Below are 12,257 nucleotides of genomic sequence, written 5' to 3' on the forward strand. Positions count from 1 at the left end.
TGATGGAATGAATAAGCGCGGGGCAGGTGTTATCTTTATAGCAATAGCTGCTTTTTTGTTGCATCAAAATATAATAGTGCGGAAATCTTTGGTTCGGGTGTTTTGAGTTGGGATGAGTTCCTATTTCATGCAATGTTAAACTATGTTGGTTCAAGTATGTTCAGTATTATTGCATTAATAATAGGGGGAGCATGAAGAAATCACGATAAAAAACAGCAATCTAATAAATAATTATATATATCACGAGTTTCTGAGTGTCAATTTGTGGATTTGCTTTATTGTTAATATGTAGCTGGTTTGACAGTCATGGTTGATGTAAATTACGGAGGTCGGTGGAAAATGATAATTAATTTGTTAATTAGCGCAATTTTTCAACTATTGCTTTTTTCGATAATTCCATTCGTTTGGTGGGTAGTTACTGCAAAAAAAGAAACTAGCTATTTAACTTGGTTAGGAATTAAAAAAATAAAAATTAAAAGCAATCAAATTTTTATGGCTTCATTTTTATTCGTTATTATCGTTTTGGTGATACCTGGTTATTTAGCGGTTGCTTTTTTTATAGATGAGTCGGCAATGGCAACCTCACAGTTTTCTGGTAAAGGTATTTCAGCAATTATTCCCGTTCTAATTTACGCCTTTTTGCAAACTGGACTATCAGAAGAGATATTTTTCCGAGGTTTTCTAACTAAAAGATTAATAAATAGATTTGGTTTTCAACTCGGTAATTCTATACAAGGTATTCTATTTGGATTGATGCATGGTGCAATGTTTATGGTATTACTCAACCCATTAGAAATAATAATTATAATACTAATTACTGGAGTTGGGGGGTATTTACTTGGCTGGATAAATGAGAAACAATCAAACGGTTCAATAATTTCAAGTTGGCTAATACACGGAATTGTTAATACTATCTCTTCATCATGGGCTTTATTTAATTTGTTGTGATGATACGTTTAAAAAGTACAGTCAACTTCTAGGGCCTTCGTATAAAAAATTCTACAAAGGATATAAAATATGCCTAAAAAGTTCCCTTATGAAAGTGAGAAATTCCACTTATTAACCAATTGAAGGAGGGCATTTTGGCTGTTTGTAATAGTAATGTTCCCAAAAGGTGTTTTGAGAAGCAAAACCTTTCGATAAAATATTACCTATCAGAAGAAGTTGAATTACCCAATTGAATGTTTGGGTGGTTGATTAAGGAATCAAATTAGAAGCCCGTATCTGTAATGTTCGCTATTATGAAGAGAATGACTATGATTCGATTAGAATGGGAAGCACAGAAAGCCACGAATGTTAAGACTCGTGGCTTTTCCTACTAGCATTATTTATCCTGCTATTCATGCAGGAAACACCAACGCCTGATATATCTATATTTACACGATTACCGCTTTCTTTTTAATGTGCAAAAAATCATGTTTTTTAACATTGAAAATTCGCACTTATTGTTTGAAATAAAGCTTGATCAAAATTTTAATATAAAACATTGTATGAAGTTTCAGCTTCCAAAACGGATTAACTTTTCATAAAACCAGTAACTCCATGTAATTTAAATGCCGCCTCCTCAAATATTTTTGCCTTCGATTTTCTTCAATAATCCCACACAACTAACTTTAATATTTCATCCAAGGTCTTTACATGAACAGATAGTTTCATCAATTTTTTGAGTTTTCATTTTTGTCTATTGAAAATAAATGCTGAAAAATTTATTCAATTTATATTGACAATAAATTATCGATTTGTATATATTGTATATAAAGTATATATACAATATGAATTGAGGAAGCATGCATGCAAATTTTAATTTCACATAATTCAAAGGAACCAATTTATGAACAAATCGTACAGCAAATTAAGAAAGCCATTTTAGCAAATGACATTGCGGCTGGCTACGCTTTACCATCTATGCGTAACATGGCGAAGGATTTGGATGTAAGTGTCATCACAACAAAGCGGGCCTACGAAGAGCTTGAAAAGATGGGGCTCATTTATTCAGTTGTTGGGAAAGGCTCTTTTGTATCAGAGCAAAATAAGGAAATGATTTTAGAACGAAAACAAAAGGTGATTGAGGAGCAGCTAAGTCAGGCGATTGAAAATGGGAAAGAGATTGGCTTAAATTTAAATGAAATACAAGCGCTCGTCGCACTTTTATATGAGGAGAGGGAATAATGGAATCAGTCATTAAATTAAATAATGTCAGTAAACATTTTTCAGGTTTTGAAGTGAAGGATGTATCATTTGAAGTGAAAAAAGGCTTTGTTACAGGCTTTGTCGGTGCAAATGGCATGGGTAAATCAACAACGATTAAGCTCATTATGAATCTTCTTCAGCCAGACAAAGGAGAAGTATCTGTATTTGGTTTAGATTATCAAACGCATGAGCGTGAGATTAAACAACGTATTGGCTTTGTCTATGATGAACATGTCTTTTACGAAAATTTAACACTGCAAGAGATGAAAAAAATTATTGAGCCGGCCTACGATAATTGGGATGAAGGGATTTTTCAGCGCTATGTAGCTGAGTTTCAATTGCCGCTCAAGAAAAAGCTTAAAACGTTTTCGAAGGGCATGCAGATGAAAGCATCACTTGCAATTGCATTATCACATCACGCAGACTTAATTATTATGGATGAACCAACAGCAGGGCTAGACCCGGTATTTCGACGGGAATTGCTGAGCTTATTACGCACGATTGTGCAGGATAGTGAAAAAACGATTTTCTTCTCGACACATATCACATCTGATTTAGATCGCATTGCAGATTATATCGTATTTATTCATGAAGGACAGCTTATCTTTACACAGGAATTTTATAAGCTGGAGCAGCAATATGTTCTTGTAAAAGGTGGCTTGGACTTACTGGATGCCGATACTAGAAAATCATTTATTGCGATTCAACAATCAAAACATGGGTTTGAGGGATTATCGGCTGACAAATCGGCTGTAATGGAGCTGTTTGGCGACTTGGCGATTTATGAGCCTGCAACGTTAGAAGATATTTTATACTACACGAAGAAGGGGACGAAGGAAGTTGCTGAAACTTATTAAAAAGGATTTTTATATTCAAAAAATGGTTTGGCCATTTATGATTTTAGCCATTGCGGTTTATACTTTTGTGCAAGTATCACCACTATTTGTTGGAATTGTTTTTGGGATTGTGATGTCTGTTAATCTCTTTGCAATAGATGAAAAAAAGTCGGCACAATTATTGCTAAATTCCTTACCATTTACGCGGAAAGAAATTGTAAGCTCCAAATATATTGCCGCGTTTCTATATATTATGTGCATTATCGCCACGATTAGCGTGTTGCATTTAATCGTAAATCAAGCCATTCCGAATATGTATCATTTACTTATGATTGGTATTATGAGCCTGTTGGCCGTTGCGATTTTTTATCCGTTTGCCTATCGATTCAGCAGTAAATACTTTACGTTTTTATTTATCGGTATTTTTGCGGCCTACTTATTATGTGTTCGATTATTTATTCCGAATATTAATGATCAAATTCGTGCGTTTGTTGGCTATTTATCAAGTGCCAGCCAGCCGATGATTTATGCGTATATTTTTGTAGGCACTGTTATTTTTTACAGTATCTCTTGGCTGCTTTCGATTCGTATTTATTCGAAAAAAGTGTTTGAATAGGGGGAATGAACGTGAATAAAAATCAAAAAACCCCTTTTTATAATCGTACATGGTTTGTATCTATTGCCGTATTTTGCATTGTGCAGTTGCTATTCTTGTTTGTGGAAAAAACAGGTTGGATACCAAATGTAAGAGATTTTGACGGAAAGCTATTAGGAAAAGTAACGGAATTTCACTTTTTTAAAGAATGGTTCCAGTTTTATGAAACGCAGTGGTTTAATCTATTTACAGTGTTTTCAGCATTATTTGTGATACTTCAACTTGCGGCTAGCGCGGTGAAGGGGATTTCACTGAAGTGGAAGGGATAATATTTGAACGAGGGCCTAGTTTGTAGATACTAGGCTCTTTGATTTGGAATATTAAGATAAATAGATTTCGAATATAGCTTTCGTAGTGTTATATTTGATCTATAGTATAAATCTGGAGGTGTATCATGTTAAAGGATGATTGGTTTACCGTTAGACAAATTGATGATAAGACCTATGCAATTAGTGAATTAGGTCATTGGGAAAAAGTACATTCTTTTTTGTTGTTAGGGGAATCCAAAGCCGCTCTTATCGATACAGGCTTAGGAATTGACAGCATGAAGCGAATTACAGACCAGTTAACAACCTTACCAATTGATGTACTTACAACACATGTTCACTCTGATCATATTGGTAGTCATGGGGAATATCCGCGCATTTTTGTACATGAGGATGAAGAATCTTGGCTAACGAATGGCATTGTAGGATTATCCATCGAGCAGATCAGAGCAAATACAGCCAGGGATATTTCGATTCCTACACCGAAAAGCTTTAACCCCGATACATATATGCCATTTACAGGAAAGCCTACTGGATTGTTAAAAGATGGGGATGTCATTGATTTAGGAAATCGAAAATTAATGATTTATCACACACCTGGGCATTCACCAGGACATATTGCTATATTTGATGAAGCGAAAGGCTATTTATTTACCGGTGATTTGCTTTATGATGAAACTCCGATCTATGCCTTTTACCCAACAACGAATCCTGTAGATTTAGTCAATTCTTTAGAAAAAATAACGGGAATTCCTAATATAAATATTATATATGGTTCACACAATTCATTAGGCATTACACCAGATATCTTAAACGAGGTTAAATTGGCAGTAGCACACTTAAGAGATAAAGATTTAGTGAAATTCGGTACAGGCATACATAAATTTAATGGTTTTAGTGTGCAATTTTAGTGGAACTATTTTTCTAATATAAAATATCATTTTCAACATTATTAAAGATAGAAAAACCATCTCATTTAAAATGTAAATGAGATGGCTAATTTTTATACTTTTTTAATATCTTAGTGGATTATTGCGATTGAATAATATGATCATTAACAAAAGCTTTTATGAAAAATAATTCATTATCATTAGGGTCTCTCTTATTTTCTAGCTTAAAGCATGCTACAGCATTTTCTATTGAGCCTGATGTTACAGCCTGACTTGCTGCTGTTAACTCTTCCCAGAATATATTCATTTCATTTAAATCACATATTGATTCATGACCAAGTAGGAACCCTTCTGCATCATACTTTTGGATGTCGTCAATCATTGGTAATAGCAAGGATTGCCTATAATGATGTAAAGAATTTGTCGTTTTACCGTATGGACAGTCTCCTAAGAAAATTACTTTTTCGTCCGGAATATAAACGACTGTAGAATCATCAGTATGGGTAGCTTTAATTCTCTCAATTATGCAAAGTTTATTTCCTAAATCAATCGTTAATGAATCTTCAAAAATAACATCTGGAGAACGCAATTGAAAGCTATCTCTGTTGGGTATTTCAGATTGTATAATTTCCATGCACATAGAGTTGATTTCATTATTAGCTACATACTCATGTAATGAATCATCATCAAATGTATAGTTTCTCCATTTTTCCAACATTTCATTAGTTAGACGATTAACAATAATTGTTGCATCAATTTCATTCATTCCTAAAAAGTGATCCCAATGCGCATGCGTAATCACCATATATTTAACTGGGGGTACATTTAGCTTTTCGATTTCTACTAAAAAATCAAGAGCATGCTGTGTTGAATTCCCAGCGTCAATTATTAAACTATATTGGTCACCACATACCAAGCCTAATGTTGGTCGGTCTTTTTCATCTTGATTCGGTAAATAATAGATTGTATCACTTAGTTTATTTAACATGTTATGTTTCCTCTATTCTTGAAATTTGTTGTGATGAAAGAGAAAATCTACATGTATATGATTAAAATTATGAAAGATTTCCTCGTATTATTTTTTTACCATTGGACTAATACCTCCTACATTATTAGGTAAATTATAACATATTTTATTTCTTTTGGTTGATAAAATCACAAATGCAACTTTGAGTGTTTTGTAGTCGGAAAATTCAACTTAATGTAATATAGAATGTACGTTCTTGAAGTGGGGGGAGATTAAGTGGCTAAAAATAAATATCGACAAGTCTGGAATTTAGATAGTATCTTTCAAAGTATGAAAAAATCAAATCAATTGACAAATCATATACAGGATATTGAACAAGGATTAGCTAAATTAGATGGATGTATTGCAGTTACAAGAATTTCAAGTGTAGAAGATGCTGAGCCTATTCTCAACATACTAATGGATTTCGACAGGTTGAAGCTTAAATTGTCACAAGCCTCCTCCTTTATCACTTGCGTTTTAGCTCAAAACTCACCTGATCAAGAGGCGAGTGTTTTGCAAGGCAGAGTTACTAAATTAAAAAGTAAATATGGTATTACATTAACAAATTTTCAGGCTATCTTAGCGAGCACTGCATTGGAAATCTGGATTAATGTTCTTGAATCTGAAGAGTTGAAAGCCTTTAAATTTATTTTGGCAGAATGGCGTGAAGAAGGTGAAACAACATTAACTTCTAATGAAAAAGCGATTGTGTCTAAGCTATCAATTGATGGCTATCATGCGTGGGGACAGCTCTATCAAACATTAATGGGCAATCTCGAAATCGAAATTCAACTGGATGGGAAGTCGCAAAAATATTCAATAGGGCAAGCTTTGAATTTGCGCGCACATCCGAATGAAGAACTTCGTAAAGTAGCACACGAAAAATTAGAGCTTACATGGTCAGAACAAAAAGAAAACTTTGCCAAAGTGTTAAATCATATCGCTGGTTTTCGACTTCAACTATATGGTTTTCAAGGTAACGAGGATGTTTTAGAAGAGCCTTTACGTAAAAATCGAATGAAAAGACAAACACTTGAGGCAATGTGGTCTGTTGTCAGTAAGCATAAAAATGCCTTTGCACAATATTTAATTCGAAAAGGGAAAATGACTGGTGAAGAAAAGATGCAATCCTATAACTTTTGGGCAAATTTTGAATCAAACAGCCAAAAGATTCATTATGATGATGCATTTGATTTCGTAAAAGGCTCCTTTCGTAAATTTGGAAAGGAGTTAGAAGCATTCGTAATAACAGCAGTTGAAGAGGGGTGGATTGAAGCGGAAAATCGCCCTAAAAAGTCAGCCGCTGCATTTTGTGCGGGCTTTCCGATGTCTGAGGAATCAAGAATTTTTATGACATTTGATGGAACGATGAAAGGTATTTTAACACTTGCACATGAACTAGGTCATGCCTTTCATAATACAGCCATGAAGGGGATTTCAAGTTTGAACCGACAATATCCACTATGTATTGCTGAAACGGCTTCATTCTTTGCTGAAATGATTGTATTGGATGCTGCAATTGAAGCGGCTGAATCGACATCAGAAAAAATAACATTACTTGACGAGAAATTAAAAAGAAGTGTCATGAATTTTATGAACATTCACAGTAGGTTTCTTTTTGAGCAAAATTTTTATGAGGAAAGAAGAAATGGGCTCGTTTCGACACAGCGATTAAATGAGTTAATGCAAGAAGCAATTTTGGATGGATATAGAAATTCTCTTGATAATGTCTCAGTATATACGTGGCTTTGGACACCGCATTTTTATATTACAGATGCACCATTTTATAATTTTCCATACACATTTGGCTATTTACTAACATATAGCTTATATGAAAAAGCTAAAGAAATTGGTCCTGACTTTGAAAATATGTATATTCTATTGTTGCGAGATTCAGGGGAAATGTCCATGGAAAAATTGATCCTAAAGCATTTAGGTGAGGATATTACAAAAGAAGCCTTTTGGGAAAAAGGAATGAAGCTTTGTGTACAGGATGTCGAACTTTTTCTGGAATTAACCGCGTTAGAAAGAGTTTAAAAATATAAGCATTAAAGGGCGAAAGAAGTGAACTAGATGGACATTCGAAAGCATTTTTCTGCACCGTTTGTGAAAGGTTTATTATTAACGCTTGTCATTGCAATCGCCGCAAAATACATTGCCTTGTTGCCTTTTTTCTCGATTATGGGGCAGCTTGTCATTTCAATCATCATCGGGATGATTTGGAAAGCAACGATTGATGTTCCAGAGGCATGGCAAACGGGTATTTCATTTTCAAGCAAAAAATTATTACGTTTAGGGATTATTTTACTAGGAATGCGCTTAAATTTAGTGGATATTTATCATGCGGGCGCGAGTGTATTTTTGATTGCTTTGATTAATTTAGTTTTTGCATTATTTATCGTATACGGACTTTCAAAGGTTTTCGGCATAGAGAAAAAACTTGGCATTTTAACAGCATGTGGAACCGCTATTTGTGGTGCGGCTGCGGTTGTAGCGATTGCGCCCCAAGTGAAAGCAAATGAAAAAGAAACCGCCATAAGTGTCGCGATTGTGGCATTACTTGGAACGACCTTTACCCTTGTTTATACGCTGTTATATTCAGTGCTTGGTTTAACACCGACAGAATACGGAATTTTTGCCGGTGGGACATTACATGAAATTGCCCATGCCATTGCAGGCGCTGCAGCTGGTGGTGATGAAGCAGTCAATATTGCCATCGTTGTAAAGTTAACACGTGTTGCTTTATTAGTGCCGGTAGTGATTTTGATTGGGTTTTGGTATCGCAGAAGTGAAGAGGGACAAGAGAAAGAGCCATTTTCATTAAAGACGATACCTTGGTTTATCGTTGGATTTTTAGCAATGAGCGCCTTTAATTCACTGGGCATTGTCCCGCAGTCTGTTGCACAGGTTATTGTTAGTATTGCCTATATTTTAATTGCCATGGCGATGGCTGGTTTAGGATTAAATGTGGAACTAAAAACCTTCAAGAAATTAGGTGGAAAAGCATTTGGTGTAGGGCTTATTGGGTCCGTTTGTTTGTCCGTTTTAGGATATCTGTTAGTTGTTTTGTTTCAGTAAGATGAGAATGGGTAATCAAAATAACTATTGACTAACCTCCTATTATATGTATATAATCAATCTCAAATTTAGAAAAATCAGTGAAGAAGAAAGTAGCTTATATGATTTTGGCGAAGCGAGTTAGGGACGGTGGGAGCCTAATGCAAAAAATATCGGTGAAGCGCACTTTGGAGATGCATCCTGAATGGAGTAGGGAATGCCGGGGAGTCACCTCGTTACGAATGGAAAGCGGTCACAGCAATGTGGCAACTAGAGTGGTACCACGGGAATCAATAGCTCTCGTCTCTTTTTTAGAGACGGGGGCTTTTTATATTGGAGGGAGAAAAAAATGATTCAAACAGTCGCAAAGGTTTTAGAACAGACCATTGAAGGTGAGCTAACAACAGTAGAAATTACCGCTTTACTAGAAAAGCCCAAGCATCAGCATTTAGGGGATCTCGCGTTTCCATGCTTTACACTTGCTAAAAAAATGAAACAAGCACCGCAGCAAATTGCTCAATCCATTGCCGAGAAAATCGAGCACCCATTTATACAAGACGTTCAAGTAGTTGGGGGCTATATTAATTTCTTTGTCAATCAGTCAGCAGTTACGCAGCAGGTTTTGATAAGCATTAGGGATAGTGGGGATAACTATGCTCAGGCAGAGAATAATGGTCAACGTGTTGTCATTGATTTTTCATCACCGAATATCGCAAAGCCGTTTTCGATGGGCCATTTACGTTCGACGGTCATCGGCAATGCACTTGCGAATATTGCACAAAAGAATGGCTATGAGGTTGTTCGTATCAACCATTTAGGGGATTGGGGGACGCAATTTGGTAAGCTAATTGTTGCCTACCTATTGTGGGGTTCCAAGGAAGCAATTGAGGAAGCACCGATTCAAGAGCTATTAAAACTTTATGTGAAGTTTCATGACGAAGCAGAGCAAGATGAAGCACTGAATGACAAAGCGCGTGCTGCCTTTAAAGCCTTAGAGGATCAAGACGCGGAAGCAACTGCATTATGGGAATGGTTTAAAAATGTATCACTTGTGGAGTTCAGGGGAATTTATGAACAGCTTAGTATTGAGTTTGATTCCTTAGAGGGGGAAGCTTTTTACAATGACAAGATGCAGACTGTAGTAGAGGAGCTACATGCTAAACAATTATTAACAGTTTCAGATGGCGCAAATGTGGTGGAGCTAGATGATGAGATGCCGCCGTGCTTAATTACGAAGCAGGACGGCGCAACGCTTTATGCGACACGTGATTTAGCAGCAGCCTTTTATCGTCAAAAACACTATCGCCCAGAGAAAATTTTCTATGTTGTAGGCAATGAGCAAACACTGCACTTCAAGCAATTCTTCAAGGTTATAGACAAGATGGGCTATTCATGGGCAAAGCGGCTCCAGCACGTACCTTTTGGAATGATATTAAAGGACGGTAAGAAAATGTCGACACGTAAAGGTAGAGTGATTTTGCTAAAGGATGTGTTAGATGAGGCTGTTCAAACCGCAAAGCAAAATATTAAGGACAAAAATCCAACGTTATCAAACATTGAGGAAGTGGCACAGCAGGTAGGCGTTGGCGCGGTAATCTTCAATGATTTGAAAAATTTCCGTATGAATGATATTGAATTTTCATTAGAGCAGATGATGAATTTTGAAGGTGAAACCGGTCCTTATGTGCAGTATACCTATGCGCGTATTTCGTCTCTGTTGGAAAAAGCGCAATTTACATCATTTAATCTTGAAGTAACAGACTTAGAGGAACAAGCTTGGCCAGCTATTCTTTGTTTACAAGACTACCCGAAAGCGGTGAAAGAGGCTTACGAGCAGGCTGATCCATCCATTATTGCGAAATATGTGCTTCAATTAGCGAGAGCGTTTAATAAATATTATGGTCATACAAAAATCTTAGTGGAGGATTCGGCAAAGGAGAGCCGATTACTGTTTTGTTACTGTGTAGCAACCGTATTGGAGGACGGGCTGAAGTTGTTAGGATTGAAGGCACCGAGGGATATGTAATAAGAAAAATAATGATTCATTGTAATGAAAAGATGTCCGAGCAGAAATATATGGCTCGGGCATCTTTTTGTGTTTGATGTGTAATATATAATTGATAAAAGTAATTTATATATTACAATTGGTGGTATAGGTAATCATTCCCTTTTATGCGTTTTAGAGTTTCATAACCCGAATATGAGCTTGATTATCCAAATTGGCTTTGCTAAATGCTTCGGTGGGCTATCGCATAATTAGAATGCATAAATATACGTGAGATTTTACAGGTTTTATTTATGATTTCACGTAAGATACGTGCGAATTTTCAGATTTACGTGCGATATTTGGGAAATACGTACGAATTATCAAAAAACTCCAATTAAAATCAAGAGCTTATGGTGATGAGCCATAAAAGAACACAATTTATAAAGTATATCGAAAGGGGGCTTGCTGTTGAAGGATGTTGTGATAACGAATCATGTGAAGGTTCGACGGATTGAGCTCGGCAATTTAACGCAGGGGGAATTAGCTAAACAAGTGGGTGTCACCAGACAAACGATGAATTTAATCGAAGCACAAAAGTATAACCCGACAATTAAAGTTTGTTTGCTAATTGCGGCTGCACTGGATACGTCAATAGATAAATTATTTTGGTTGGAGGAAAAGTCATGACGAAAATATTCACCTATATTCCGCTTGTTTGTTTTTTATTGGTGTTCTTTTTAATGGAAGCTATGTTGTTAAAAGGCTTGCTACTAATCTTAATGATTGTGTTAATTATTTTTGCAAAATATAAACGCAGTCAGTTTGAAGAAGACGTTGAATTTGATGACCGTGTCAATGCTAATATTACAAAATGGTCTTTACGAACTATTTTTATACTCAATACGGTGCTGTTGGCGTTGTTACTGTTAGAGAGCCAAGGTGTTGCACTGCTTGATATGAATATGAACTATATGATTGCGTATTTATTGGTGACGCTCTGTGTACCTTTTTACATTGTTCCAGCGATAGTAAAACGATATTAGGAGGAATTGAACATGACGGTGGATTTAATTATTATTGGTGCAATATTTTTAGTGATGGGCTTTTTAGTTGGCGTGAAAAAAATGACGTGGTTATTGGCAGGCTATAATCAAAAGCGCGTGAAAGATCAAGAAAAGTTAGCGCGTTTAGTTGGTGGTACATTTGGGCTTGTTGGAATTGCTTTAGGTATTTGTGGTGTCGTTGGTTTCACGCAGGTGGAGACGCTACTACCGATAGCTTTAGGTGTTATTTTACTTCAAGTTGTTTATGTCAATATTAAATTAGTAGAATAATAAATTGTAGTAAAAGAAAGCCTGCTCCTATTT

At 35.8% G+C, this 12,257-nt stretch carries 13 protein-coding genes and 1 other annotated feature; of the genes, 12 read left to right on the forward strand and 1 reads right to left on the reverse strand.

Annotation, left to right across the window (positions count from 1 at the left end; translation table 11 throughout):
- Positions 1-339: 339 nt before the first annotated feature.
- The 6 genes from MKX47_RS07605 to MKX47_RS07630 all read left to right on the forward strand — a co-directional run bounded on the left by MKX47_RS07605 (position 340) and on the right by MKX47_RS07630 (position 4,858).
- Positions 340-948: a CPBP family intramembrane glutamic endopeptidase gene (locus tag MKX47_RS07605; RefSeq protein WP_340772622.1), complete on the forward strand. Its 609-nt coding sequence runs from the start codon at positions 340-342 to the stop codon at positions 946-948.
- A gap of 843 nt (positions 949-1,791) precedes the next feature.
- Positions 1,792-2,169: a GntR family transcriptional regulator gene (locus MKX47_RS07610; RefSeq protein ID WP_340772624.1), complete on the forward strand. Its 378-nt coding sequence runs from the start codon at positions 1,792-1,794 to the stop codon at positions 2,167-2,169.
- On the forward strand, positions 2,169-3,047 hold the full coding sequence (locus MKX47_RS07615; RefSeq protein ID WP_340772626.1) for an ABC transporter ATP-binding protein: 879 nt from the start codon (positions 2,169-2,171) through the stop codon (positions 3,045-3,047). Before MKX47_RS07610 ends, MKX47_RS07615 begins: the two co-directional genes overlap by 1 nt.
- A complete protein-coding gene (locus tag MKX47_RS07620; RefSeq protein ID WP_340772628.1) occupies positions 3,031-3,642 on the forward strand; it encodes an ABC-2 transporter permease in 612 nt (203 codons plus the stop codon). Before MKX47_RS07615 ends, MKX47_RS07620 begins: the two co-directional genes overlap by 17 nt.
- An 11-nt stretch (positions 3,643-3,653) precedes the next feature.
- Positions 3,654-3,950 carry a YfzA family protein gene (locus tag MKX47_RS07625; RefSeq protein ID WP_340772630.1) on the forward strand — a complete coding sequence of 99 codons (297 nt, stop codon included), beginning with the start codon at positions 3,654-3,656 and terminating at the stop codon, positions 3,948-3,950.
- Positions 3,951-4,075: 125 nt separating this feature from the next.
- Positions 4,076-4,858 (forward strand): MBL fold metallo-hydrolase, encoded by a 783-nt coding sequence (locus tag MKX47_RS07630; RefSeq protein ID WP_340772633.1) that lies wholly within the window; start codon positions 4,076-4,078, stop codon positions 4,856-4,858.
- 118 nt (positions 4,859-4,976) lie between these two features.
- Here MKX47_RS07630 and MKX47_RS07635 read toward each other — a convergent pair whose 3' ends face one another.
- Positions 4,977-5,825, reverse strand: coding sequence for an MBL fold metallo-hydrolase (locus MKX47_RS07635; protein WP_340772635.1), 849 nt, complete (start codon positions 5,823-5,825; stop codon positions 4,977-4,979).
- Between the two features lie 255 nt (positions 5,826-6,080).
- Between MKX47_RS07635 and MKX47_RS07640 the strand changes: the two genes are divergently transcribed.
- The 6 genes from MKX47_RS07640 (at position 6,081) to MKX47_RS07665 (ending at position 12,224) form a co-directional block, all read left to right on the forward strand.
- Positions 6,081-7,883 carry a M3 family oligoendopeptidase gene (locus MKX47_RS07640; RefSeq protein WP_340772638.1) on the forward strand — a complete coding sequence of 601 codons (1,803 nt, stop codon included), beginning with the start codon at positions 6,081-6,083 and terminating at the stop codon, positions 7,881-7,883.
- A 36-nt stretch (positions 7,884-7,919) separates the two neighbouring features.
- Positions 7,920-8,924 (forward strand): YeiH family protein, encoded by a 1,005-nt coding sequence (locus tag MKX47_RS07645; RefSeq protein ID WP_340772640.1) that lies wholly within the window; start codon positions 7,920-7,922, stop codon positions 8,922-8,924.
- Positions 8,925-8,995: 71 nt separating this feature from the next.
- Positions 8,996-9,214 (forward strand) — a binding site (T-box leader).
- A 38-nt stretch (positions 9,215-9,252) separates the two neighbouring features.
- A complete protein-coding gene (argS, locus tag MKX47_RS07650) occupies positions 9,253-10,929 on the forward strand; it encodes an arginine--tRNA ligase (RefSeq protein WP_340772642.1) in 1,677 nt (558 codons plus the stop codon).
- 429 nt (positions 10,930-11,358) lie between these two features.
- Complete coding sequence (locus MKX47_RS07655; RefSeq protein ID WP_340772644.1) at positions 11,359-11,577, forward strand: helix-turn-helix transcriptional regulator; 219 nt, start codon at positions 11,359-11,361, stop codon at positions 11,575-11,577.
- The gene (locus tag MKX47_RS07660) at positions 11,574-11,933 is read left to right on the forward strand and encodes a hypothetical protein (RefSeq protein ID WP_340772647.1); all 360 of its coding nucleotides are present in this window, start codon (positions 11,574-11,576) and stop codon (positions 11,931-11,933) included. Before MKX47_RS07655 ends, MKX47_RS07660 begins: the two co-directional genes overlap by 4 nt.
- A gap of 12 nt (positions 11,934-11,945) precedes the next feature.
- Complete coding sequence (locus tag MKX47_RS07665) at positions 11,946-12,224, forward strand: DUF3784 domain-containing protein (RefSeq protein WP_340772650.1); 279 nt, start codon at positions 11,946-11,948, stop codon at positions 12,222-12,224.
- Positions 12,225-12,257 lie beyond the last annotated feature (33 nt).

Origin of the sequence: Solibacillus sp. FSL R7-0668, assembly GCF_038006205.1 — a bacterium.
Lineage (GTDB): Bacteria > Bacillota > Bacilli > Bacillales_A > Planococcaceae > Solibacillus.